The sequence below is a fragment of the Nonomuraea sp. CA-218870 genome (assembly GCF_050936535.1).
Classification (GTDB): Bacteria; Actinomycetota; Actinomycetes; order Streptosporangiales; family Streptosporangiaceae; genus Nonomuraea; species Nonomuraea corallina.
Genome location: NZ_JBNJMN010000001.1, coordinates 2,861,533 through 2,885,102 on the forward strand (window position 1 = coordinate 2,861,533; position 23,570 = coordinate 2,885,102).

The 23,570-nt window shown below is 68.5% G+C and carries 20 protein-coding genes; 7 read left to right on the top strand and 13 right to left on the bottom strand.

Going from position 1 to position 23,570, the window contains the following annotated elements:
• Positions 1-139 precede the first annotated feature (139 nt).
• The 4 genes from ACQEUU_RS14010 to ACQEUU_RS14025 all read right to left on the bottom strand — a co-directional run bounded on the left by ACQEUU_RS14010 (position 140) and on the right by ACQEUU_RS14025 (position 5,368).
• Positions 140-2,497, bottom strand: coding sequence for a S1 family peptidase (locus ACQEUU_RS14010; protein WP_433065329.1), 2,358 nt, complete (start codon positions 2,495-2,497; stop codon positions 140-142).
• A 132-nt stretch (positions 2,498-2,629) separates the two neighbouring features.
• Positions 2,630-3,811 (bottom strand): sensor histidine kinase, encoded by a 1,182-nt coding sequence (locus ACQEUU_RS14015; RefSeq protein WP_433065332.1) that lies wholly within the window; start codon positions 3,809-3,811, stop codon positions 2,630-2,632.
• A gap of 126 nt (positions 3,812-3,937) precedes the next feature.
• Positions 3,938-4,135, bottom strand: a complete 198-nt coding sequence (locus ACQEUU_RS14020; protein WP_433065335.1) for a ferredoxin — start codon at positions 4,133-4,135, stop codon at positions 3,938-3,940.
• A 27-nt stretch (positions 4,136-4,162) separates the two neighbouring features.
• Complete coding sequence (locus ACQEUU_RS14025; protein WP_433065338.1) at positions 4,163-5,368, bottom strand: cytochrome P450; 1,206 nt, start codon at positions 5,366-5,368, stop codon at positions 4,163-4,165.
• A 147-nt stretch (positions 5,369-5,515) separates the two neighbouring features.
• On the opposite strand from ACQEUU_RS14025, the gene ACQEUU_RS14030 reads away from it, so the two are divergent.
• The gene (locus ACQEUU_RS14030; protein WP_433065341.1) at positions 5,516-6,154 is read left to right on the top strand and encodes a TetR/AcrR family transcriptional regulator; all 639 of its coding nucleotides are present in this window, start codon (positions 5,516-5,518) and stop codon (positions 6,152-6,154) included.
• Here the strand turns inward: ACQEUU_RS14030 and ACQEUU_RS14035 are convergent.
• The 3 genes from ACQEUU_RS14035 to ACQEUU_RS14045 are packed head-to-tail and all read right to left on the bottom strand — an operon-like array spanning position 6,118 to position 10,003.
• Entirely contained in the window at positions 6,118-8,199 is a 2,082-nt protein-coding gene (locus ACQEUU_RS14035) for an iron ABC transporter permease (protein WP_433065344.1), read from the bottom strand. The genes ACQEUU_RS14030 and ACQEUU_RS14035 overlap by 37 nt on opposite strands.
• Positions 8,196-9,173, bottom strand: a complete 978-nt coding sequence (locus ACQEUU_RS14040) for an ABC transporter substrate-binding protein (protein WP_433065347.1) — start codon at positions 9,171-9,173, stop codon at positions 8,196-8,198. The genes ACQEUU_RS14035 and ACQEUU_RS14040 overlap by 4 nt, the downstream gene beginning before the upstream one ends.
• Positions 9,174-9,184: 11 nt before the next feature.
• On the bottom strand, positions 9,185-10,003 hold the full coding sequence (locus tag ACQEUU_RS14045; protein ID WP_433065350.1) for an ABC transporter ATP-binding protein: 819 nt from the start codon (positions 10,001-10,003) through the stop codon (positions 9,185-9,187).
• A 2,399-nt stretch (positions 10,004-12,402) separates the two neighbouring features.
• On the opposite strand from ACQEUU_RS14045, the gene ACQEUU_RS14050 reads away from it, so the two are divergent.
• Positions 12,403-13,641: a DUF262 domain-containing protein gene (locus tag ACQEUU_RS14050; protein WP_433065353.1), complete on the top strand. Its 1,239-nt coding sequence runs from the start codon at positions 12,403-12,405 to the stop codon at positions 13,639-13,641.
• Complete coding sequence (locus tag ACQEUU_RS14055) at positions 13,641-14,258, top strand: HEPN domain-containing protein (RefSeq protein ID WP_433065356.1); 618 nt, start codon at positions 13,641-13,643, stop codon at positions 14,256-14,258. The genes ACQEUU_RS14050 and ACQEUU_RS14055 overlap by 1 nt, the downstream gene beginning before the upstream one ends.
• 608 nt (positions 14,259-14,866) lie before the next feature.
• Here the strand turns inward: ACQEUU_RS14055 and ACQEUU_RS14060 are convergent.
• The gene (locus ACQEUU_RS14060; RefSeq protein ID WP_433065359.1) at positions 14,867-15,313 is read right to left on the bottom strand and encodes an ATP-binding protein; all 447 of its coding nucleotides are present in this window, start codon (positions 15,311-15,313) and stop codon (positions 14,867-14,869) included.
• 209 nt (positions 15,314-15,522) lie between these two features.
• Between ACQEUU_RS14060 and ACQEUU_RS14065 the strand changes: the two genes are divergently transcribed.
• Both ACQEUU_RS14065 and ACQEUU_RS14070 read left to right on the top strand, forming a co-directional pair.
• Positions 15,523-16,338 (top strand): helix-turn-helix domain-containing protein, encoded by an 816-nt coding sequence (locus ACQEUU_RS14065; RefSeq protein ID WP_433065362.1) that lies wholly within the window; start codon positions 15,523-15,525, stop codon positions 16,336-16,338.
• Positions 16,326-16,535 (top strand): DUF397 domain-containing protein, encoded by a 210-nt coding sequence (locus tag ACQEUU_RS14070; protein ID WP_433065365.1) that lies wholly within the window; start codon positions 16,326-16,328, stop codon positions 16,533-16,535. The genes ACQEUU_RS14065 and ACQEUU_RS14070 overlap by 13 nt, the downstream gene beginning before the upstream one ends.
• A gap of 128 nt (positions 16,536-16,663) precedes the next feature.
• Here ACQEUU_RS14070 and ACQEUU_RS14075 read toward each other — a convergent pair whose 3' ends face one another.
• Entirely contained in the window at positions 16,664-17,254 is a 591-nt protein-coding gene (locus tag ACQEUU_RS14075) for a TetR/AcrR family transcriptional regulator (RefSeq protein WP_433065368.1), read from the bottom strand.
• 142 nt (positions 17,255-17,396) lie between these two features.
• Between ACQEUU_RS14075 and ACQEUU_RS14080 the strand changes: the two genes are divergently transcribed.
• Complete coding sequence (locus ACQEUU_RS14080; RefSeq protein WP_433065371.1) at positions 17,397-18,542, top strand: glycosyltransferase; 1,146 nt, start codon at positions 17,397-17,399, stop codon at positions 18,540-18,542.
• Between the two features lie 129 nt (positions 18,543-18,671).
• On the opposite strand, the gene ACQEUU_RS14085 is transcribed toward ACQEUU_RS14080, so the two are convergent.
• Together ACQEUU_RS14085 and ACQEUU_RS14090 are read right to left on the bottom strand one after the other, a co-directional pair.
• The gene (locus ACQEUU_RS14085; protein ID WP_433065373.1) at positions 18,672-19,109 is read right to left on the bottom strand and encodes an NUDIX domain-containing protein; all 438 of its coding nucleotides are present in this window, start codon (positions 19,107-19,109) and stop codon (positions 18,672-18,674) included.
• The gene (locus tag ACQEUU_RS14090; RefSeq protein ID WP_433065376.1) at positions 19,106-20,320 is read right to left on the bottom strand and encodes an MFS transporter; all 1,215 of its coding nucleotides are present in this window, start codon (positions 20,318-20,320) and stop codon (positions 19,106-19,108) included. Before ACQEUU_RS14090 ends, ACQEUU_RS14085 begins: the two co-directional genes overlap by 4 nt.
• 181 nt (positions 20,321-20,501) lie before the next feature.
• Here ACQEUU_RS14090 and ACQEUU_RS14095 point away from each other — a divergent pair, with 181 nt between their 5' ends.
• A complete protein-coding gene (locus ACQEUU_RS14095; RefSeq protein ID WP_433065378.1) occupies positions 20,502-21,404 on the top strand; it encodes a polysaccharide deacetylase family protein in 903 nt (300 codons plus the stop codon).
• A gap of 53 nt (positions 21,405-21,457) precedes the next feature.
• On the opposite strand, the gene ACQEUU_RS14100 is transcribed toward ACQEUU_RS14095, so the two are convergent.
• Complete coding sequence (locus tag ACQEUU_RS14100) at positions 21,458-22,153, bottom strand: hypothetical protein (protein ID WP_433065381.1); 696 nt, start codon at positions 22,151-22,153, stop codon at positions 21,458-21,460.
• A gap of 105 nt (positions 22,154-22,258) precedes the next feature.
• Positions 22,259-23,557 (bottom strand): acyltransferase family protein, encoded by a 1,299-nt coding sequence (locus tag ACQEUU_RS14105; protein ID WP_433065383.1) that lies wholly within the window; start codon positions 23,555-23,557, stop codon positions 22,259-22,261.
• Positions 23,558-23,570: the final 13 nt, after the last annotated feature.

Below are 23,570 nucleotides of genomic sequence, written 5' to 3' on the forward strand. Positions count from 1 at the left end.
CGATGACCCCTGCCGTCCGCCAGGGAGTCCTGTCGCGTAACGCTTGAATCGTATTCACTTCCACCATTTCCGGTCGATGTGGTCAATGCCTGGGCTGAACGGCCGGCCGCGTGTCCGCCGCCGGCCGGCCGTCCAGTTCTCAGCTGACGACCCGCAGCTCCAGGAGGGTCTCTCGGCAGTTGTCGGGATAGTCCGGGTGACTCTCGTCGCAGGTGGTATCCGTACGCCCGAACTGCTCGCTCTCGTCCCGCTCGACGCGCTTGGTGCGTTCCGTTCCGGAAGACTCGTTCACGACTGTCGCGTCCACGTCATGGCCGGCCCCGGGCGAGCGGCCGTCTCCCTGGACCTCATAGACGTTCGGGATCCGGAGCTTCACCCATCCTCCGGAGCCGAGGACCTTGAAGCAGACCGCCGTCACGCCGAGGTGCGGCTCGCCGATCTCGCTCTCACCGTTCAGCAGTCCCGGGAACACCTTGACCACGCCGACCCCGTTCTCCGGGGAGGAGGTGCACGAGACCCAGATGATCCCGCCGTTGCCGGAGATCAGCTCGAAGTTCTTCGCCTCGGCCTCGTCCGTGCCCCAATCGACCTGGCCGGAGGTGCCCGCGAACGCGTGCCGGAAGTCCTCGGGATAGGCGAACCTCTCCACGATGGAGTCCGGGCCGAGGGCGGGCGACACGGTGACCGGGGTGACCGCCGAATGCGGCAGGGTCCGTCCCGCGACGTAGGTGATCTGGTCGCCCGGCCGGTAGAGGAACAGATGACTCTGCCCGCCGGTGCTCCTGTAGTCGAAGGCGATGATGCGGTCCTTCGCCATCTCCAGGTCGTAGCCGCCGATGCCGGCCGAGCTGTGGAACACCGCGGCGAAGGAGTTGCCGACGCCGTGTTTCAGGATCCACGCCGTCTTCCCGCCGGGTCGGTAGAGCAGCAGATGGTCCAGTTTCCCCGTGTGCTCGTAGTCGAAGGCGATGACCCTGTCCGCCGTACTCTGCAGGTTGTAGCCGCCGATGCCGGCCGAGCTGTGGAAGACGGCTCTGAACGTGTTGCCGGGACCGTGTTCGAGGATCCAGGCCGTGTGCCCGCCCGGACGGTAGAGCATCAGGTGGTCCTGCCTGCCCGAACTCGTGTAGTCGAAGGCGATGACGCGGTCCCGGGCGTCCTTCAGGTTATAGCCGCCGATCCCGCCGTCGGCCGTGGCGTAGACGGGCGTGAACGTGGCGCCACCGCCGTGCTTGAGCACGCTGGCCATCCCGGTCCCCGGCCGGTACAACAGCAGATGGTCCAGTTTCCCCGTGTGCTCGTAGTCGAAGGCGATGACCTGGTCCTCGGCGCTCTGCAGGTCGTAGCCGCCGATGCCGGCCGAGCTGTGGAAGACGGCTCTGAACGTGTTGCCGGGACCGTGTTCGAGAATCCAGGCCGTGTTCCCGCCCGGACGGTAGAGCAGCAGATGATCCAGCTTCCCGGAGCCCTTGTGGTCGAAGGCGATGATGCGGTCCCGGCCGTCCTTCAGGTCATAGCCGCCGATCCCGGTGGTCGAGGAGTAGACCGGGGTGTAGGAGCCGTTCGCGTTCCGCTTGACGATGAAGACGATCCCCGAGCCGGGGCGGTAGAGCACCAGGTGATCGAGCTTTCCCGCATGCTCGTAGTCGAACGCCACCACCTGGTCGCGGTTGTCCTTCAGGTCGTATCCGCCGATCCCGGTCAGGCTTTGCGCGTACCGGGTGAAGGACGTGGCGGGCTCGACCGCGACCGAGCGGATCCAGCTCGTCAGATCGTCCACCCGCACGGCGTCGCCGCCGCGGGTGCCGTCGGCGGCCGCGCCGAGGCAGCCCCCCTGTCCCGAGCGGGAGCCGATCCCGACGAGCTCCGGACGGCTTCCGCTCGTGCGGAGCACGGGCGCCCCCGCGTCGCCCTGACAGGCGCTCACGTCGCCGCCGTCCGCCCCGGTCCAGCCGAACGAACCGGCGGCCACGTTCCCGGCCACGACCGGCGCGGCGTGCGGCCGGCGCGGCGCCCACTCCTCAGCGGTCCGGCCGTGGCCGGCGACCCGCAGCGCGTCCCCCGGGGCGGGAGCGGTGGCGCCGATCGTGACAGGCGCGACCTCGGGCACCCGCAACGCCAGCTTGACCAGCACGACATCCCGGTCGCGGTGCGGGTGGATCCACTCCACGGGCAGCACCCGCCCGCCCGGACCGGACAGGCCCGTCCCGCCGACCGTCACCGTCGTCGCGGTCCTCGGCGCCCCGCTCGTGACGGACTGTCCCTGAGTGGCGAAACAACCGGCGGCGGTGATCACCCACTGCGGGCTGATCAGAGCTCCGCTGCAGCTGTGAGCCTCGCCCACGTTCACCTTCGCCACGAAGCCCCAGGTGCCGTCGGCGACGGGGTCTCCGCCTTTCACCGCCTGGGCCGGCGCCGCCCAGAGCGCCGTGGAGACCACCATCAGGAGTGAGAGGGCGGTGATGGGTAATGACCGGATCATTCGCTGGAGGTTCACGGCACGAGTGTGCGAGTAGAGACCTGGGTGAACCAGGGCATTCACCGGGCATCAAGCGGACATTCGCCAGGTGACGCGGAGCCGCCGGCGCTCTCGGCCACCGGCCTCAGCCCGTCCCGGGCGCCACCGGCCTCAGCCCGTCCCGGGCGCCAGCGGAAGCCGCATCACCAGGCGAGCGCCGCCGGGCTGGTCGGCGGCGTACAGGTCGCCCCCGTACGCCTGGGCGATCTCCCGGCCGATCGCCAGGCCGAAGCCGGACCCGCCGGGGTCCCGCGTGCGCGCGTCGAGGCCCCGGTACGCGCGCTGGAAGATCTTCTCCCGGTCCTCCGGCGCGATGCCGGCCCCGTCGTCGACGACCTCCAGGAAGGCGAACGGCGGCTCGGTCCGGACGAGGATCTCGATCCTGCTCGTGGTGTGCCGTTCGGCGTTGGCGACGAGGTTGGACAGCACCCGGGCGAGCCTGACCCGCGAGGCCCGGACGACCACGCCGGAGTCCAGCCGGGTGATCACCTCCGCGCTCGGCGGGTGCGTCTCCAGTTCCTCCATGACCAGGCGGGCCAGGTCCACGCGGTCGGTCACCGGCGGCGTCGCCGTGTAGAGGCGGGCCAGGACCAGCAGGTCGGCGACGATGTCGTCGAGCCGTTCGACGTCGCGGCGCAGCTTGTGCAGGACCGGACGCAGGTCCGCCTCCGGCTCGGTGAGCGCGACCTCCAGCTCCGTCATCAGCCCGGTGATCGGGTTGCGCAGGTCGTGCGTGGCGTCGAACAGGAACCGCTGCTGGTGCTCGATGGCCTCGTGCAGCGCCGACACGGTCCGCTGCTCCTGCCGGTACGCGCGTTTCAGCCGGGTGCTGAGCTCCAGCAGGTCGCGGGCGCGGTGGTGGAGACGCGTCTCCGGGTCGCCGTGCTCGTCGACCGGCGGCGTGCCCTCCAGCAGGGGCGTGACGTCCTCGGCCCAGCAGACGATCCAGCTCAGCTCGCCGTCCCGGCCGAACACCGGCACGTGCACCAGCGTCCAGTAGCGTTCCTCGTACGCGCCCCGCCGGCCGGACTCGACGTCGTGCCGCAGCAGCGGGACGACGTCCACGGTCCCGGTGCGCGCCACGTGCTCCAGCGAGGCGCGCAGGGTTTCCACGAAGGCCGAGGGACTGGAGAAGGCGGTCAGGACGGACCGCCCGATCACGTCCGGCCGGCTGAGGTGGGTGGTCCTCAGGCAGGCGTCGTTGACCGCCACGATGGTCAGATCCGGCGTCACCACCGTGCAGGGCGTCGGCGTCGCGTTGAACACCGCCGCGTAGTCGAGCGCGTCCCCCATCAGACATCCTCCGCACCCTCACCTACCCCGAAATGCCGCTTAACCTGCGGAAACACGGGGAACCGGCCGGCGGGCGCCTCCTCCGGGCGCGAGAGGGCGCGAGAGGGCGGGGGAGAACGGCGGCGGCTACGCCTCCTGGATCTCGATCGCGGCCCCCGGGCAGACGGCGGCCGCCTCGCGGACCACGGCGTGCCGCCCCTCGTCAGGCTCGGCGTTCAGCAGGACGACGATGCCGTCCTCCTCGCGCTGGTCGAACACCTCCGGCGCGAGCAGCACGCACTGACCGGCGCCGCAGCAGCGGTCCTCGTCGACGATGACCTTCATGGCGGGCTTCCTCTCTCGGATTCGGGATCACCAGCGGACCGGGACCGTGCGCAGGCCGCCGACGGCCAGCCCTTCCACGCGCTCCAGCTCCGCCGGGCTCACGGCCAGCTCCAGCGACGGCAGCCTGCGCAGCAGCACCTCCAGCACGACCTGCAGCTCGGTGCGGGCCAGCGCCTGGCCCAGGCAGGAGTGCGCGCCGGCGCCGAACGCCAGGTGCGGGTTGGGCTTGCGGGCCAGGTCCATCTCGTCGGCCGCGTCGAAGACGCTCTCGTCGCGGTTGGCCGCGGCCATGCTGCACACCACGGTGGTGCCGCGCGGCAGCGCCGTGCCGCCGACCTCGATCCCCTCGGACAGGTAACGCGGCAGGCCGAAGCCGGAGTTGGCGTCCATGCGCAGCGACTCCTCCACCGCGGTACGGATCAGCGACGGGTCCTCCAGCAGCCGCTCCCACCGGGTGCGGTCGGCCAGCAGCATGGCGACCATCTTGCCGATCATGTTGGCCGTGGTCTCGTGCCCGGCCACCAGCAGCCCCATCCCGGTGACCAGCACCTGGAGCTCCGACAGCCCGCCCTCCTCGGGGCCGCCGGCCGCGATCAGCTCGCTCAGCAGGTCGTCGCCCGGCTCGGCGCGCTTGGCCGCGAGGTGGGCCGACATGTACTGGAAGAACTCGTGCTGGGCCGCGTCGATCTCGGCCTTCTCGTAGCGGGTCAGGTTGAGCAACGTGTCGGACCAGTACGAGAACCGCTCCCGGTCCTCGGCGGGCACGCCCAGCATGTCGCAGATCACGTACACCGGCAGCGGGAAGCCCAGGTCGGCCCGCAGGTCGCCGGGCGCGCCCCGCTTGACCATGTCGTCGACGAGCCGCTCGGCGATCTCCGCCATCGCGGGCCGCAGCGCGGCCATCCGCTTGGCGGTGAACCACTTGCCGACCAGGCGCCGCCAGTGCAGGTGCTCCTCGCCGCCGTCGGGGAGGATCTGCGCCATCTCGCTGTTGAACAGCCCGCCGTCGTCGGTGGCCGACAGCCGGGCGGCGTCGGGCGCGGTGAGCAGCCGGGTGAAGCGCGGGTCGGCGAGCACCTGCTTGACGTCCTCGTGCCTGGTCAGCAGCGTCGCCTGGTCACCGCTGGGCAGCTTCACGCGGGCCACCGGGCACTCGCCGCGCAGCTCGGCCCACTCCGCGGGCGGCTCCAGCGCCGCGTCGCTGGGGATGGGGTAGCTCAGATCCTGCTTCATTCGGCTTCTCCTCTGTGGGGATGGTTCCGTTCAGGCGAGTTCCCGCTGTCTCAGCTGGATGACGGTCCTTTCCCTCGTCTTCCTTCGCACGTTACCCTACAGATGTAGGAAAACCTTCAAATGTAGCCAGAAAGAACAGTGGAAGCCGTGGCTCTGCCCTCTGCCAACGTCCCCGGCGACCGCCGGGTGCGCCGCACCCAGGCCGCCCTGGCCCGCGCGATCATTCAGCTCGTCGAGGAGCGCGACCTGCCCCGCGTCACCGTCGCCGACGTGGCCGTGCGCGCCGGAGTGAGCCGCTCGACCTTCTACGACCACTACCGCGACGTCCACGAGCTGGCCGAGGCCGCCTGCACCGCGATGATCGACACCCTGATCGAGTCCCTGCCCAGCCCGCACCCCGGCACGGCCGACCCCGGGCCGGAGGCGATCCGGTCACTGGAGGAGTTCTTCACCAGCCTGGCCGAGCACGCCGGCCTCTACCGCGCCCTGCTCGGCCCGCAGGGCAGCGCCCGCGTCTGCGACCACATCCGCCGCCGCATCATCTCGGCCATCCAGAAGCACCTGCAGCCGCCCACGCCCCCGGGGGACGACCGCGTCGACGTCGCCGCGGCCTTCACCGCCGGGGCGCTCATCGGCGTGGCCGCCGACTGGCTCCAGCGCGGCTGCCACCGCACCCCCGCCGACATGGCCGCCCTGACCTGGCCGCTGGTCCGCGCCCTCCAGCCGCTGTACGTCCCGGAGCGCGCCGGTCAGGAGGAGTCGGGCCGGGCCCGCCACAGCAGGTAGACGAAGTACGGCGTGCCGATCAACGCCGTCACCAGCCCCGCCGGCACCTGCGCCGGAGCGATCACCGTACGGCCGAGCGTGTCGGCCAGGCTGACCAGCAGCGCGCCGAGCAGCGCGGCGACCGGCAGCACCCGGTTGTGGTGCGCCCCGACCAGGGCGCGCGCCGCGTGCGGGGCGACCAGCCCGACGAAGCCGACGACCCCCACCGCCGACACGGCCGTGGACGTGAGCAGCACCGCGCAGGCGAGCGCGGTCAGCCGCACCGGCTCCAGCGGCACGCCCAGGATCCGCGGCGTGTCCTCGTCCAGCGACAGCAGGTCGAGGTCCCGGCGCAGCCAGGCCAGCAGCGGCACCGTGACCACGAGCGCCAGCGCCACCGGGATGAGCTGCGCCGGCACGCGCCCGTACGTGGAGCCGGAAAGCCAGGTCAGCGCCTTGGCCGTGTTCCACGGGTCGGACAGCACGATGATCAGGACGATGATGGACGTGCACGCGTACTGCACGCCGACCCCGATCAGCACCAGCCGGTCCGAGCTCAGCCCGCCACGCCACGACAGCCCGTAGACCACGGCGAAGGCGATCAGCGCGCCCGCGCCCGCCGCCGCCGACATCGTCCAGATCCCGGCCATCGGCACCACGGTGAGCAGCGTGATCGCGCCGATCCCCGCCCCGGCCGTCACGCCCAGCACGCCGGGCTCGGCCAGCGGGTTGCGGCACACGGCCTGCACCGCGGCCCCCGCCACGGCCAGCGCCACCCCGGCCAGCGCGGCGGCCGCGACCCGGGGCCACCGCTGGTCGAGCACGAACGTCAGCGCCCGCCCACTGCGCCCCTGCAGCCAGTTGACCACGTCGCCGGTCAGCAGCCACCGGTCACCACCGAGCAGCCCCAGCACCAGCGCCCCCACCAGGAGCACGACACCGGTCGCGACCACGGCCAGGAAGGCCCCCCGCGACCGCGACGCGCCCGTGCGCGCCTCCGGCGGCCGCCGGGTCGGCCCCGCGTCACGGTAACGACGCGCCAGCCAGATCATCACCGCCGCGCCGAACACGGTGGTCACCACGCCCGGCGGCACCTCCACCCCCGCCTGCGCGCCCAGCACGGCCCGCAGCGCGATGTCGGACCCCAGCACGACCAGCACGCCGACCAGCCCCGCCAGCGGCAGCATCGTCCGGCTCCTGTGCAGCCCGGGGATCGACCGGGGGAGCAGCCGCACGATCACCGGCGCGCACAGCCCGACGAACCCGATCGGCCCCGCGATCGTCACCGCCGACGCCGCCAGCAGCACCGCCAGCATGGTCAGCCACAGGCGCAGCCGAGGCACGTTCACGCCGAGCACGGTGGCGGTGTCGTCGCCCAGGCCGAGGATGTCCAGCCGCGGCCCGGCCAGCACCGCCACGACCAGCGCCACCGCGATCACCGGCCCGAGCTGCGTGACCGCGTTCAGATCGGTCTGGACGAGCGAGCCGCTGCCCCACGCGAACAGCCCGGTCGTCTCCTGCTCGAACAGGATCATGAGCAGGTTCGTCAGCGAGCTGAACGCCAGCGCGGTGGCCGTCCCGGCCAGGATCAGCCGCGTCGTCCCCGTACGCCCGCCCGACGACAGCGCCAGCACCAGCGCGGCGGCGGCCAGACCGCCGATCAGCGCCAGCGCGCCGGAGACCGGCACCGGCAGCGCCAGCCCGAGCACGCTGCCCGCGACGACCGCCAGGTAGGCGCCCGCGCTGACGGCCAGCGTGTCAGGCGAGGCCATCGCGTTGCGCGCGATCGCCTGCAGCAGCGCGCCCGCCACGCCCAGCGCGACGCCCACGCAGACCCCGGCCAGCAGCCGCGGCAGCCGCGAGGCCAGCAGCACCCGGGCCGCCTCGTCGCTGCCTCCGAACGGCAGCGCCAGCAGGTCGAACGCGCCGACCGAGGAGGTGCCCTGCGTCACGTGCACGGCGGCCACCAGGACGACGGCCGCCAAGGCCAGGAGAAAGACCCCGGCGGTGCCCAGCCGCCGCAGCGGCGTGTCGGGCACCGCCGAGGTCAGGACTTCGGTGCTCAACCGGTGAACGCCTTGACCAGCGCGTCGGCGTACTGCTGGGCGGAGAGCGGCCCGCCGAACGTCCAGATGCCGTCGGGCATCCGGGTGACCTGCTGCTTCTCCACGAACGGCAGCGACTTCCAGATGGCGTTCTTGGCCAGGCCGTCGGCGAAGACGTCCTCGTCGTCGGAGGCGTTGTAGAAGAAGCGGGTGTCGGGGTCCTTGAGCACGGTCAGGCCCTCGACGTCGGTGGTGCCCAGGCCCCACTGCTTGTCGACCTCGCCCTTCCAGGCGTTCTCCAGCCCGAGCCGGCCGCCGATCTCGGACACCAGCGAACCCTTCCCGAACAGGCGGATCGAGATCGAGCTGCCCTGCTTCCACCCGTCGGCCATCACGAACGGCTTGCCGGCGCCGCCCGCGGCCTCGATCTTCGCCTTGCCGTCGGCCAGCGCCGCGTCGAAGTCGCTCAGCAGCTTGGCGCCCTCGTCGCTCTTGCCGACCGCCGTCGCGATCATGTCGACGTCCTCGCGCATCCGCTCCAGGTTGCGCGTGGCGTCGCTGCCCTTGGCCACCAGCACCGGCACGAACTTCTCCAGCTGCGCGGCCAGCTCGACGTCATCGGACTCCATGACCACCAGGTCCGGGTCGAGCGCGCTGATCGAGTCGACGCTGGGCTCCTGCCGCATGCCGACGTCCTGCACCGAGGGGTCGAGCTTGACGGCGGTGTCCCAGACGGCGAACCCCTTCACGTCGGCCGCGCCCACCGGCATGACGCCCAGGCCGGCCAGGATCTCGGTCTCGGCCCACTCCAGGCTCACGACCCGGGTCGCCGGCTGGTCGAGCTTGATCTCCTTACCCCGGCTGTCGGTCACGGTCACGGGACCCGCCGACGGCTCCGCGCTCGCCGGCGCCGCCTGCTCGGGTACGGGTGCTTCGGTCGTGCCGCAGGCGGCGAGAAGGGCGATGGCCGCGATGGCCGTCAGGGCACTGCGCATGGTGGTTCCTGTCATGTCGTTGCGTGAACGGTCTTGCTGTGCCGGCCGATCGGCCGGGTGGTCACGGTCCCGCTCACCGGGTCATGGCTGACCTCGATGCGGATCCCGTACGTGTCACTGAGCAGGTCCTCGGTGAGGACCCGCGCGGGCGGCCCGTCGGCGCGGACCCGCCCCTGATGGAGCAGGACGACGTGGTCGGCGATCTCGGCGGCCTGGTTGAGGTCGTGCAGGACGACCCCGATCGCCACGCCGTGCTCGTCGGCCAGGTCGCGCATCAGCTCCAGCAGCTCCACCTGATAGCGGAGGTCGAGGAACGTGGTGGGCTCGTCCAGCAGCAGGACGCCGGTGTCCTGCGCCAGGCAGGTGGCGAGCCAGACGCGCTGCAGCTCGCCGCCGGACAGCTCGTCGACCGGCCGCTCGGCCATCGCCGTCACGCCGGTCAGCTCCATCGCCCGCGCCACAGCGGCGGCCCCGTCAGGATCCGCCGCCTTCCAGCGCTTCCGGTACGGGTGCCGCCCGTACCCGACGACGTCCGACACCCGCACCCCGCCGGGGGTGGGCCGGCTCTGCGCCAGCAGCGTCACCCGGCAGGCGAAGTCGCGCGCCGACAGCCCCAGCGCGTCGGCGCCGTCGCCGAGCGTCACCGCGCCGCTGTCGGGCCGGTGCAGCCGGGCGAGCGCCCGCAGCAGCGTGGACTTGCCACTGCCGTTGGGGCCCACCAGCGCGGTCACCAGGCCCGGCCGCAGGGTGATCCGGCCGTCGTGCACCACGGTGGCGCCGTGATAGCTGAGGCACAGCTCCGCCCCGCGGAGGGAGATCTCCTCGGTCATGGGAATAAGGTTAGGCTAACCTTGCTGGTCGCGATAGGGCGGGATGCCCTTTACGTAGTGTGACGCCCGCCGCATCACACCAGACCGGCTCGGCATACCGGCCCCATGACCTTGGAGAGCGGCTACCAAGGAGAAGCCGCGGCCCCGGTGTGGCCCGCCGGCAGCAAGCCGGTGATGCGGCAGGGGAAGCGCGGCGTCGAGGTGCCCTACGCCGGGACGATCCTCGAAGGCGAGCGTCTGTACGGGGACTCGCACGCTCCCCACACCGCTGACGGCTTCGACCACCTCGACCTGCCTGATGCATGCGTTCCGCCAAACCGCGCCTACGTCTTCATCACCCCGGACCAGCCGGGCCGCGATCGACCAGGCCCTCGGCCAGGGCACCGATCCGGAGCTGATCCGGCCAGAAGGGTCCTGACAGGCGACTTTGGAAATCCAGGTCAATGGCCAGGTGTTGGTATCAGCCTAAACCCCTTTTAAACGGCACTGGCCCCCGCCGGCGCAGGGATATCCCGGAGTAACGGCGATCTACGACTGAAGGATCCGAAAGAGCGAAAATCAGGTTCACATGGATCCTAGTGCAATTCAGGTTCGAGAAGCGGGCGGCCCAAGGAAGGCTTGCAGAGCATTATCGTCGAGAGGGGCGGGCGGTTCAGTGATGAGAGAATAGTCAGCTAACTCGCGCCCTCCCAGGATGAGGTCATCCGACAACTCGGCTCCCGAAAGGTGTCCCAAAAGCACTAGAGCTGATTCGCGCCGGCTTGTCTGCCATGCGAGGTCAGCCATGTGGGTGTCAAGAGCGTCAACCGCCCAGCCGATGCGTCTTGACTCTCGCCTGGGATCGAACGCGAAGGCTAGCCGATTATCACTCACATATGCAACAATCCTGCGCCAGCCGTGCCATCCTGGAATCTTCCCGCTTTGCCAACAGGCCACCATTGCCTCATGGCCTGCACTGGCAATTTTTGCCAACGTCTCCGGTTGGGCGCCCAGACAGCCGTCATTAACCTCTGAGACCAAAACGCCCTGACCCCAATCGCTCACAGTCGCAAGGCGAGGGTCTTCCGACCAGTCGCTTCGAGTGATGCCATCAGAGATGGGTTCGTATGCGTCCGGCCTCAACTTATGTGCGCCGATCAGCCTTCCTGTCTCTGCCGAGCTCGCACCGATGACGTAAAGCAAGCACGCTTGTTCGAGAGACTCTGCTCGGACATTCATCGCGGTGGTTCTTTCTATGTCTAGGCTGAGGTGCGGAAGCATAGACCCCGACCTCACGGAACCTACTCGAATCCCGGCAACTTACCGTGGTCGTGGGAATAAGGTTGTCAACCTTGCTGATCGCCCTACAAGGGATGCTCTTTGTGAAGCCTTCTCACGGACCAGACCGGCTCGGCATACCGGCCCCATGACGACCTCCGCGAGATGAACCTGGGCACCCATCGAACCCGTACTCCTCGCTGACCGATCCAGGCGGCGAGGTATCGTTTGCGGTCCTTCGCGTAGTAGAACGTGCGCGTCGCGGTCATCGATCCGCGGGTGTACAGCGCGATGTCACCTCTGCGGCTGGATGTCCAGTTCGTCCACGACCTTGACGTCGATCTGGATCTCGCTGTCTGCCGGAAGCGTGGACCTGGCACCTCGCCGAGATCCTGCCTGACCTCCTGCAGGGTCGTCTCCGCTTCGACCTCGATGCTGACGGTGCCCTTCTCCGCGTCGAACGACGCGCCCACGTCGCCTGCCCCCGGCCGCCCGGTCAGGGCTTTCAACGCCTTGGTACGCGCCGCCTCCACCTCTCGCTCGGAGATTGGTCAGGAGCGCGGCCTCCGATAGTGAGGTCAGCGGCCGGGGCGGAGCTACCGCATCAGGCGCTTTCTCGACGATCGACAGCAACTTGGACGGACCGTCCGCAACAACCTCACGGCCAGCCAGGTGACTCATCAACTGGTTGGCCAGGTGAATCTGCTCTTCAGGGTTTTTAGCGTGGCGAAGGCGCGGGCAGCAGCTTGTCCGACGAACCGGCCAAGTAGGTGAGCGACCTCCTCACCATCCACCTGCGTGGTCTCCACGAGATGACCAGCCTGACGCCAGAGGTCCGCTTGTTCCTGAAGCCTCCGGGTGAGTAGGGAGTCGTACAGGCCGGCGACCGGGGTGTCGTGCACGGGCGGATGCCTCCAGTGAGGGTCTTGCTAGGGGCGTTGGCCAGTCTGGCGTTCGTCCCCGCCTCACGCAATGCCTCATAGCAGTAGCTCCAATGAGACATATGGATTGCGACAAGACGGTCATATGTGGACGAATGAGATAATTTCCTGATTTGGTTAGACTCTGCCTGATTACTAGAACCTTGCGAAAAGTGGACCAGGAGGAGGTAGACTGTCCGGGATAAGGGGAAAGGCGGGAGCATGAGCGACCAGGACGAGGCGGACATTCGCATCTCTCAACTTGAAACGCAGTGGGGTGACGTTGAAGACGATGAGGAGCCGGTGGCGCCCGACGCCGTCTCACAGGCAGTGGTCACGGACACCGACTGGACAGCTGAAACGATCCTGAGTCAGTTGCGCCGGGGAAACATACAGCTGAATCCGAGGTTTCAGCGAAGAGATGCATGGGACCTTAAACGGAAAAGCCGGTTCATCGAGTCGCTGATTCTTGGCCTCCCCATACCTCAGTTGGTCCTTGCCGAGGATAAGAGGCGGCGAGGCTCATTCTTGGTCTTGGATGGCAAACAAAGACTTCTCGCGCTTCGCCAGTTCGCAGAGGGGTCGTCCTTTGCTGCACATGCGGAGGAGGAATTCCGCAAGTTCAGCCTTCGAGGCCTGGATGTGCGGACTGATCTCAATAGGCAGACGCTGGCGAAAATGGAGAATGATGCTGCCCGCGTGGAAGATCTGAATTCCTTTCTCAATCAAACCGTCCGCACTGTAGTGGTTCGGGCATGGCCGAATGAGGAATTTCTAAACCTGGTCTTCCTGCGCCTGAATACTGGTAGCGTAAGCCTATCCCCGCAAGAACTACGGCAGGCGCTTCACCCTGGCGAGTTTACCGACTTCCTTGATGACTACGCGAGCGAAAGCACTTCTCTCCAGAAGGCCCTGAAGCTCAGTGGCCCAGACTTCCGTATGCGAGACGTCGAGATCCTGTTGAGGTACTTCGCCTTCTCCTATTATCTACCAGAGTATCGAGGTGACCTTAAGAAATTCCTCGATGGGACGACGGAGAAGCTTAACGAGAAGTGGCCTGCAGAGGCAGCTGGGATCCGTGACGCAGCACTGCAGTGTGATCTCGCGATTGATAGCACAGTAGCTATCTTTGGTTCTGATGCCTTTCATAGGTGGGATAAAGACCATTACGAGAACCGCTTCAACAGGGCGATATTCGATGTGATGACTTATTACTTCTCCTCGCCATCGGTTCGGTCCGCTGCACAAGCACGAGCCGCTGACGTTAGAGAGGCTTTCCAGGACCTCTGTGATTCGGATATGGAATTTGTCAAGACAGTACAAAGTACCACGAAATCTATAAGTGCAACTCAGTATCGACTCCAGAAGTGGGGAGAAGCGATCGCGCCGGTTGTCGGCGAGGGGAATGTGCGTATTCCCTACTTGAGCGGCGATGAAAGAATCATTTTCAGGGAAAGCTGATGTCGTCCCCTCGATTTCAAACTCTTTCTGCGCGCCTCCTAGAATTACGTAGCAACCTTCTCCCAGAAGAGTTCGATCCAACTGGTCTGTACACAGTTCAGGTTCATGAGAGTGCGAGGGCGTTTCGCTTGCTCGCTCATGCCGAATTTGAGGCGTTCATCGAGGATCGGGCGCAGCAGATCGTCACACGTGCTGTTAGCGAGTGGCTGGGTCAGGGCACTATTCGGCCAAGCTTGCTTGCCTTGGTTGCTTTTGAGAGTAGTTTAGGCTGGAAAGAGACGACCATTCTTTCTGCTGGCGAGAGGCAAAAGAAGGCTCCTGACCTTTCCCAGCGAATCGATGCTGCACGAAAGACATATCTTCATTATGTTATTATGCAGAATAACGGCATTAAGGAAAAAAATTTACTGCGCATTCTTCTTCCGCTGGGAGTGCGAGAAGAAGACATCGATGAGCAGTGGCTGAGCGCTCTGGAGGCATGGGCGACAGCTAGAGGAGAACTGGCGCATAAATCAGGCAAGCCCCAGAAGCTGCTGGACCCTCAGGTGGAATTCATCACAGTACAAGAATTGCAAGATGGATTTAGAGGAATCGATGAGCTGCTCGACCTTTTGTGAGCTTCGCGATGGTGGTTACGGCGGAACCTATCTCTCTCGAGAATGGACGATGAGGAGGCCGGCGCAGGGAAGACGGTCGCGCACTTACAGCAGCGGCCGACCTTCACGTAGCTCAGTCTCCTCGCGCATCTCCCACACCGGCACGTCGGCGGACAGTTCTCCGGCTCTACCTTCCAGCCAGGCAGCGACCAAGAACCAATCTCCATGTCTTGATACAGCAGCCGGCGCAGATCGTCGTCGATGAGAATGTCGGTTACTCAGATGTGATCAGGCCGGTCACGTATCCCACCACTCAGGGCTCGCCTACGGTGCGCTGGATAAACTTGCCTCTCCTGTGAGGATCGAGTACCACATCGTCTCGGCCGCGCATCGTGACCAGGGTCCGGCGTAGGCGACTCGTGGAGGAGTGGTTTGGTACGTACGGCGAATCACGTACATCCCGCCGGACGCAAGCAACTCGTACACGATCGTTTGACACGAGCAGGTGTAGTCCAGCACCCGCGACCGAAACGGCCGCTCGGCCGTCCAGTCGAGCGGCATCGTCGGCAAGCCGACGCGTCCGGGCGGATGCGGGGCGAGCTGTGGGCAGTCCCAGTCGTCCGGGTCGATCATGACACCTCGCCCAGCATGGCCCAGACGATCTTTCCGCCTGTCTTCGGCCACCGATACCCCCAGGTGATCGCCAGAGTGTCGATCACGAGCAGCCCTCGGCCGCCGATTGCCTCCGCGTCCGGCCGGCACAGTTGCGGAGGACGCCGGCAGCAGTCCCAGACCTCCAGGACGACTCCACCGGCTGCCCGGTGGAGTCCTATCCGGACCCTCCGATAGGAGCTGGCGAGCATCCCGTACGCCTCAATCTCGTCCTCGCTTGGGTTTGAAGCCTTGATGCCGTTCGTGACCAACTCGCTGATCACGAGTTGGGCGTCGTCGATGAGGGTGTCGCGTCCCCAGTCCGTCAGCACGCACACCACATATCTACGAGCGAGAGACACCGCGATCGGGTGGACCGGCAGCTCCGTGTAGTTCTGTCGGGTCGCCAACGGGTTCGCGTTCATGCCGACCTCCCGTGACAGGCAGTGCGTCTAGTACGACTGCGTGAACTCTCAGCATGAGCTTCTGGAGCGTTCTGCAGGGCCTTTACCTGGCCTAATCCGGCGACGGAAGTAGACACGAGAATCCTGATGGACGTCATGCCTCCGTAGTTGTACTGTCACACTCAGTATGGACTTGGCAGGGTCTCAGCGACGTGTCTATGAGGAGTGGCGTGGACAACGGCATCAGTGACCAGATGTCTCCTCGGGCGCGCTTCGCGGCGGACCTGACGCGCCGCCGCAAGGAGGCGGGGATATCCCAGACTGCTTTGAGCAGCAGGGTTCGATGCCATACCTCACTGATCAGCCACGTCGAGCGAGGGCGTCGGGCTCCCACGGTGGAGTTCGCGGCGGCATTGGATCGCGCCTTTCAACTCGACGGACACTTCGTGGACCTGTTCATGCAGATTTCGCATTCCCCGACCCTCGGCTGGTTCGCCCGCTGGGTGGAGGAGATCGAGCCCCAGGCCGCCATCCTGCAGTCGTGGGACCCGCTCGTGATCCCCGGCCTGCTGCAGACGCCCGAGTACGCGCGGGCCATCTTCGCCACTACGGTCCCGGTCGAGCAGGTCGAGGAACGAGTCCAGGTCCGGATGCGGCGCATGGAGATCTTCGATGTCCCGAGCCCTCCGGTTTTCCTTGCCATCATCGACGAAAGCGTGCTGCACCGCCCTATAGGTGGTCCAAAGGTTCTCGCCGAACAACTCCGTCAGCTGCTGGAACGCGTACAGGATTCACGAATCACTGTCCAAGTAGTGCCTACCGCGACCGGTTGCGCGGCTGGCATGATGAGCGCGTTCGCGCTGGCACGGCTACGCGACGGAACGGAAGTCGTATCGGCCGATTCCGTGCTATCGGGTCTGGTCACCGGCGACCATGACTCAGTCGTACGCCTCAAAATGAGGTACGACACCATCAGAGCGGACGCCTACCCACAAGCAATGTCACTGCAGGTCATAGAGGATGCGGTAAGGAAATGGACTCCGTGAATCTCGAAAATGCGGAATGGCGCAAAGCGACTGCCAGCGGCGACAACGGACAGTGCGTGGAAGTGGCGACCAACCTTCCCGGTGTCGTCGCCGTACGAGACAGCAAGAACCCCCACGGCCCGGCGCTGGTCTTCACCCCTGGCGAGTGGAGGGCGTTCGTCGGCGGCGTTCGGGACGGCGAGTTCGACCTGGCCTGACCTCGGTCGGCTCCTGGAAGCTCGACCAGGCCCACGTCAACTCCAGTCCCGCGCCCCAGCGGGTCGCGTAGGCCCTGGTCGCGACTTCAAGGGGCCGGCGTCACGGGGCGCGATTCACGCCACGATCATCATTCCGCGTGGAGCCGCGCCAGGTGGTAGTCGAGCAACGCCGCGACCCCCTCGGGTGTGTAGTGCCCGACCAGGGTGGTGTTCACGATGCCCTGCGCGAACGCGTACAGGATGCTCGCTTCCTTCTCCGCATCCAGGTGGGCGGCGAGCTGCCCGGCGGTCTGGGCGGCCCTGATCTGCTCGGCGAAGAGGGACAGCAGGGCCGGCACCCCGAGCCGCATCGCCGCCGCCTGGTCGTCGTCCACCACCGAGCTCGCCTGGAATGCCAGCCCGATGCGGTTCAGGTAGCTGCGCTCCTCGTCCAGTGGCAGCAGCTCCAGCACGATCGCCCGCAGCACGTCGAGCGGTGTGGACTGGCGCGCTGCCACGGCCGCCACCCGGTCCCCGATCCAGACCGCGATGCGCTCCAGGGCCAGCAAGAGCATCTGGTCCTTCGTGGTGACGTAGTACTGCACCGTCCCCATGGACATCCCGGCCTCGGCGGCGACCTCTCTCAGGCTGACGCGCTCCATGCCCTTGTCGTGGATGACGCGGTGCACGGCTTCGGCGATGTGCCGCCGCCGGGCGTCGTGGTCGACGATTTTCGGCATACCCCGCCACTTTCTCATGCACTCGCATGATAAAGTCTTTATCATGCGAGTGCATGATAACCGAGGATGACGGAGGTCCGGATGCGGGTTGTGATCATCGGGGTCGGCACGTACGGGGACGTGGCGCCGTACACCGGGCTGGGTGCGCGGTTACGCGAGGCCGGCCGGGCACGAGGTGACCATCGCCGCGCACGAGCCGTACGCGAAGCTGGTGACCGATGGTGGCCTGGAGCATCTGCCACTTCCCGGGGACCCGCTCACCGCGCTGACCGGCCGCTTGTCCATCAGCGCCTTCAAGGAGTACGGCGAGCAACTCGTGGAGGGCCTGGCCGGGATCGCCGAGCGGGACGCCGACCTGCTGCTGCTCGGCGTGGCGGGCGCGCCGGGCCTTCACGTCGCCGAGGCGATGGGCGTGCCGAGTATGGGAGTGCACCTGCAGCCGATCGAGCCTACGGGGGACTTTCCGCCGGTCCTGAGCCTCTTCCAACGGTCGCTCGGGCGATGGGGGAACCGCAGGGCGGCCCGGCTCGCGTTCGAGTCGCCCGTCGCGGGCCCGGTGCTCGTCGGGTTGAGTACGAAGATGCGGGCCCGGCTTGGGTTGCCCCCGACGACCCCTCGTACCCTCTACCGGCGCCGGGAGAGCACGCGCTGGCCGGTCTTCCACGGGGTCAGCCCGCTGGTGGTGCCGCGCCCGGCCGACTGGCGGCCGGGACTGGAAATCACGGGTTACTGGTGGCCGCTCCGGCCGCGGGGCTGGCAGCCGGATCCGGTGCTGCGCGACTTCCTGACATCGGGGCCCGCACCGGCCTTCGTCGGCTTCGGCAGCCTGGCGGGCGCGCGGGCCGAGAAGTACACGGAGCTAGCCGTGCGGGCGCTGCGGCGGGCCGGGTTGCGCGGCGTGTTGCAGACCGGCCTGCGGGGGCGCATGTCGGATGACGTGCTGGGGGTCGGCGACGTGCCGCACGACTGGTTGTTCCCCCGGGTGACCGCCGTCGCCCACCACTGCGGCGGCGGCACCACCGCGGCCGGGGTGCGGGCGGGCGTGCCGGCCGTGGCCGTGCCGGTCATGAATGACCAGCCGTTCTGGGCGTCCAGGCTGATGGCGCTCGGAGTGGCTCCGGCCGCGATCCCGTTCCGCCGCCTGACGCCCGCACGACTGGCCGCCGCGCTCTCCGCAGCGGTCACCGACCCGGCCTACCGGCAGCGGGCCCAAGCCCTCTCGGCCCGGGTCTCGGCGGAGGACGGCGCGGCGCCCGTCGTCGAGGCGGTGAACCGGCTCCGAGAATGACCGAGGGCCGCGCCCATGACGCTTTCTGGCGCCGATGACGGCTCGGCTGACGTACGGCCATCAAGGACGCCCAGAACACCCGCCCTGTGACCGACGGCCACCCGCTCACCATGAGCTCTGGCTACGGCGTCACAGCCCGATGTTGGCCTTGTCGCCCATGTACGAGCCCGCCTCCGGCCATCCCTCCTGGGCCAGCTCCACGAACCGCGAGCCGAACCCCAGCCCCGGCAGCTCGACCAGCGGCACGAAACGCACACCCCGGATCCGGTTGGTGTCGACGCCTTCGGTGACGACCCCCAGGGTGCCGCCGACGCGGATGACCTCGAACGTCATGTGGACGACGTGGAGGCCGCCATCCGGAAAGTGGTCGCACACGTACAGCAGCCGGCCCACCTCCACATCCAGCCCGGTCTCCTCGCGCATCTCCCGTACCAGCGCGTCGGCCAGAGGCTCGCCCGCCTCGACCCGCCCGCCGGGCAGCGTCCAGGAACGGGCGTCGGTGTCCTGATCCAGCAGGAGGATCCGTTCGTCCTCGATGAGGATGCCGGTGACTCGTACGACGATCATCCGAGCACCCTGGTCGACGCCCGCCTGCCGACCAGCAGCAGCAATCCGATGGCGGCCAGGATGCCGACGGCGATGGCCGGGACGAGCGCCCCGAAGCCCAGCCCGGCCGCCACCAGGCCGAACAGCGGCGGGCCGAGCAGTGATCCGAGGCTGCCCGCCTGGGCGACCACGCCGTTGCCGACGTCCGCGTGGTCGAGGCGCTCCAGCACCAGCGGCAGGGCGGCGAAGCCGAGGGCGCCCAGGAACCCGTTCTCGATGGAGACGATCGCCGCGCCCGCCAGCGCGGCTGACGGCGAACCGTGGTCGCCGAACAGGATCCAGGCGGCCGGGAGGGTGAGCAGCCCGGTCAGCGCCAGGGCGCCGACCGGGATGCCCCGGCGGAGCAGGACTCCCACGGCCAGCCCGCCGAGCGCGCTGAGCACGGAGATCGCCGAGGTCAGGGCGCCCGCGGCGGCGGCCGAGTAGCCCTGCTGCTCGATGAGGAGCGTGGGCAGGAGGACGATCACCGGGAGGGTCACCAGGATGGCCAGGCAGAAGGCCGCGGCGAGCACCAGCGGCCACCACAGCGCCCCGGCCCGGGGGCGCGGGCCGGCCGCCTGCCGTCCGGGCCCCCGCGGCAGTCGCGCCCAGAGGACCAGCGCCATCGCCAGCGTCAGACCGGCGACCAGCGCGATCCAGCCGCGCCAGCCCAGAGCGGAAGCCAGCGCGCCGCCCGCGAGCGTGCTCGCCCCGAGTCCCACCGGGACGAACGTGGCCCAGATCGACAGGGCGGTGCCCCGGTCGCGTCCGGTGGCCAGGCGGACGACCAGCGCCGGACAGGTGATGATGATCAGGAGATACCCGATGCCTTCGGCGAACCGGGCGGCCAGCAACCAGCCGAAATCGGGCGCGGCCACGCTCGCCGCGCTCGCCGCCGCGGTCAGGGCGAGGCCCGCGACCAGCGATCGCTCCGCGCCGACGCGGCGTACGAGGTAGCCGGCGGGCAGACCGGCGGCGGCGCCGACGCCGACGACGGCCGAGATCACCCACCCCAGCTGCGACAGCGACAGCCCGAGCTCGCCCGCGACCTCCGGCCCGACCGGGGAGAACTTGCCGAAGCTCATCGCCGCGACGACCCCGCCGAGGTAGATGACGGCGATCGTCAGCCACGGGGTGCGCCGTGCGGACTCCCCGGCCGGCTCCGACGTGTCCGGCATCGAGGGAGAGTCCATCGGGCTCCTTCGCGTCGTCGCGGCACGTCTCCACGTCGATCATGGCTGTGTCGGTTGTCCGGTTCAACCTGTTTGCCGGTAGAGGTGATGATCTGACGGAAGGTCGGTGCGGCAGAACGGCCGGGGTGAACATCGTCGGTTCATTACCGGTACGCGGTGATGCTCCGGGTACGTCCGTGGAATGAAAGCCATCAACGTGTGTTTCGGCATAGATGTGGACGCCGTGGCCGGCTGGATCGGCTCGTACGGCGGGCAGGACTCGCCGAACGACATCCAGCGGGGCGTCTTCGCGGCTGAGGTGGGGACGCCGCGGCTGCTGCGGTTGTTCGCCCGGGAAGGCATCAGGACGAGCTGGTTCGTACCAGGGCATTCGCTGGAGTCGTTCCCCGAGCAGATGGGGAAGATCGTCGAGGCGGGGCATGACGTCGGCGCCCACGGCTACATGCACGAGAACCCGGTCGCGATGTCCGCCCAGCAGGAGGAGGACGTGCTCGCGCGCAGCGTCGAGCTGCTCGACAAGCTGCTCGGCGTCAAGCCGAGCGGGTACGTCGCGCCGTGGTGGGAGATGTCGGAGCGCACCATCGACCTGCTGCTCCGCTACGGGTTCACGTACGACCATTCGCAGTCGTACCGGGACTTCCAGCCCTTCTACGCCCGCCGCGGCGAGAAGTGGACGCGCATCGACTACGACCAGGACGCCTCCACCTGGATGAAGCCGCTGGTCCACGGCGAGGAGGTGGACCTGGTCGAGTTCTCCGCGAACTGGTATCTCGACGACCTGCCGCCGATGATGTTCATCAAGAGGTCGCCGAACAGCCACGGCTTCGTGAACCCGCGCGATCTCGAGGTGCAGTGGCGCGACCAGTTCGACTGGGTCTACCGCGAGCTCGACTACGCGGTCTTCCCCATCACGCTGCACCCCGACGTGAGCGGCCGGCCGCAGGTGCTGCTCATGCTGGAACGGCTGATCCAGCACATGCGCGGGCACAAGGGGGTGCGGTTCATGTCGCTCGCCGAGGCGGAGAAGGACTTCCGGGCCCGTTTCCCGTTCGAGGGGAAGGCGCGTCCGATCGACGTCCATTGAGCCGGGGGGGCTGTGCCGGGCGCGCCGCGGGTGAGCGGGGCGCCCGGCGGTGGTCAGGACGTCGGCGCGGGGGTCGCCGGCGCCTGGTCGGGGCCCTGGTCGGGGCCGTGGTCGGGGCCGTGGTCGTGGCCGTGGTGGCCGCGCTTCTCGCCCTTCTCGGCCTTGTCGTGCGGGCCGTGGGGGCCGCGCTCGGCGAACGCCGTCAGGTCACGGATCGCGACGGCGGTGGCCGTGCCGCCCTCCACCGTGGCCCTGACGCCGACCTTCTGGCCTGCCTTCAGCGCGTCGATCTTCGCGTCGCGGTTGATCCTGGTGTCGGCGTTGACCGCGTAGTCCCTGGTGTAGCCGTCCTCGCTCTTGACCGTGACCGAGTCCTGGCCGACGGCCGTGACCTCGCCGTACTGGGTGGCGAGGGTCAGGTACGTGCCGTCCTCGCCGGGCACCACGAACTCGCCGTGGAGGCCGAAGCCCATGGGCGGGCCGCCCCAGCCGCGGCGGTCCTTCCTGTCGGCCTTCTCGCCGGACCGGTCCTCGGACGGCGTGTCCGACGGGGTCGCGCTGCTGGTGGCAGTGGGGGTGGGAGTGGCGGACGGCGGGGTCGAGAGCACGGCCGCGGTGGCGACGCCGCCGCCCGTGACGACGACGAGGCCGGTGGCGGCGGCGAGCAGCAGGGATCGGGGGAAGCGGCGCCGGGGCGACTCCTTCTTCGCACTCTGAGCGGCGTCGAATCCGTCTGGTCCAGTGGTCATCCTTGTTCCTCCCCGAAGGTGTGTACTACCACAAGGATGCATACGGTTACTTAAAGCTGCGATAAGTGTGTTTGTGCAGCTCAAGCTAGGCGAGCTGGGAACGCCTCAGTGGGATCGGGCGTAACGGAGGATCGCCGCGCCCGCGAAATAGGCCGCCAGGGCCGGGACCGGCAGGCCGGTGAGACCGTGGTCGCCGGGGCCGCCCACGGCGGCGGCGAGCAGGCCCGCCAGCACGCCCGCCATCCCGGCGCAGGCCGGCACGACCGGCGAGCGGCGCGGATCGGGCCGCGGGCCGGCGCGCTGCTCCACCGGCCCGAACACCGCCACCAGGGCCGCCAGGAACAGGGCCAGCACGAGCAGCCACGGCACCCGCCACGCCAGCCAGGCCGGCGAGCCCGGCGGCGGCTCCGGCAGCACGCCCGTCGGATACAGCGCCAGCACGCCGAGGAGCGCGGCCGTCATGTGCCACAGGAACGCCGTCATGATGACGGAGTTGACGGCCACCACGACGGTCCACGGGCCAGAGCGCCGCAGCCACCGGTTGGCCGGCTCGCGCACCCACAGGGCCAGCCCGGTCTGGGCGGCGGCCAGCGCCATCAGGGCCAGGGTGGGCGGGGCGGTGTTCTGCATCTCCTCGCCCGCGGCCGCCACCATGCTGATCGGATAGGGCCCGGCCACCGTCAGCGCCACCAGGGCGGCGAACCCGCCCAGGGCCAGCGCCGGCCCCGTGCCCCGCCAGGCCGTCAGCCGCCCGTCCTGCCAGGAGAACCCGAGCTGGTAGACGGCCAGCCAGGCCAGCAGGTAGCTCGCGTACCCGGCTTGGCTGACCCCCGTGGACAGCCGGGCCGCGTCACCCACGCCGACGAGCACGGTCAGCAGGAGCGGCACGTACAGCCCGTACCTGCGGTGCAGGCCGTACATGAACGGGGTGAGCGACACCACCGCCAGGTAGGCGACGAGGAACCAGAGCGGGATCGCCGCCAGCCAGACGGCGGTGCCGATCAGCCCGGGATCGACCCCCGCCGCCCGCGCCGTCACGGCACCCGCGGCGAGCACGGCGAGCAGGCAGGTGGTCGGCCGGACGAGCCGGTCCGTACGGCCCAGCACCCAGCTCACGGCGGTGCCGCCACGGCCCCTGTGGGCGTCGAGCGAGGCCGCCCCGGCGAACCCGCCGACCAGGAAGAAGATCGGCATCACCTGGAACAGCCAGGTCAGCCACCGCGTCCACGGCGCCACGTCCAGCACGCTGCCGCCCCGGAAACCGCCGTCGTACGTCACGTACACGGCGAGCCAGTGGCCCGTGATCACGGTGACGATGGCGACCGCACGCAGCAGATCGGCCTGGCGATCCCGGTGCGCCGGGGTCTCCTCGGCCAGCTTGCTGATCCGCCGCAGCGCTCGCATGGCCGACGACCTA

Excerpts from the sequence above, each read along its gene's own strand:
- ACQEUU_RS14055 (WP_433065356.1), top strand. The coding sequence starts at position 13,641 with ATGTCGTCCCCTCGATTTCAAACTCTTTCTGCGCGCCTCCTAGAATTA.
- ACQEUU_RS14015 (WP_433065332.1), bottom strand. The coding sequence starts at position 3,811 with ATGGGGGACGCGCTCGACTACGCGGCGGTGTTCAACGCGACGCCGACG.
- ACQEUU_RS14105 (WP_433065383.1), bottom strand. The coding sequence starts at position 23,557 with ATGCGAGCGCTGCGGCGGATCAGCAAGCTGGCCGAGGAGACCCCGGCG.
- ACQEUU_RS14020 (WP_433065335.1), bottom strand. The coding sequence starts at position 4,135 with ATGAAGGTCATCGTCGACGAGGACCGCTGCTGCGGCGCCGGTCAGTGC.
- ACQEUU_RS14045 (WP_433065350.1), bottom strand. The coding sequence starts at position 10,003 with ATGACCGAGGAGATCTCCCTCCGCGGGGCGGAGCTGTGCCTCAGCTAT.
- ACQEUU_RS14075 (WP_433065368.1), bottom strand. The coding sequence starts at position 17,254 with ATGCCGAAAATCGTCGACCACGACGCCCGGCGGCGGCACATCGCCGAA.
- ACQEUU_RS14040 (WP_433065347.1), bottom strand. The coding sequence starts at position 9,173 with ATGCGCAGTGCCCTGACGGCCATCGCGGCCATCGCCCTTCTCGCCGCC.
- ACQEUU_RS14085 (WP_433065373.1), bottom strand. The coding sequence starts at position 19,109 with ATGATCGTCGTACGAGTCACCGGCATCCTCATCGAGGACGAACGGATC.
- ACQEUU_RS14090 (WP_433065376.1), bottom strand. The coding sequence starts at position 20,320 with ATGGACTCTCCCTCGATGCCGGACACGTCGGAGCCGGCCGGGGAGTCC.
- ACQEUU_RS14050 (WP_433065353.1), top strand. The coding sequence starts at position 12,403 with ATGAGCGACCAGGACGAGGCGGACATTCGCATCTCTCAACTTGAAACG.
- ACQEUU_RS14070 (WP_433065365.1), top strand. The coding sequence starts at position 16,326 with ATGGACTCCGTGAATCTCGAAAATGCGGAATGGCGCAAAGCGACTGCC.
- ACQEUU_RS14100 (WP_433065381.1), bottom strand. The coding sequence starts at position 22,153 with ATGACCACTGGACCAGACGGATTCGACGCCGCTCAGAGTGCGAAGAAG.
- ACQEUU_RS14025 (WP_433065338.1), bottom strand. The coding sequence starts at position 5,368 with ATGAAGCAGGATCTGAGCTACCCCATCCCCAGCGACGCGGCGCTGGAG.
- ACQEUU_RS14060 (WP_433065359.1), bottom strand. The coding sequence starts at position 15,313 with ATGAACGCGAACCCGTTGGCGACCCGACAGAACTACACGGAGCTGCCG.
- ACQEUU_RS14095 (WP_433065378.1), top strand. The coding sequence starts at position 20,502 with ATGAAAGCCATCAACGTGTGTTTCGGCATAGATGTGGACGCCGTGGCC.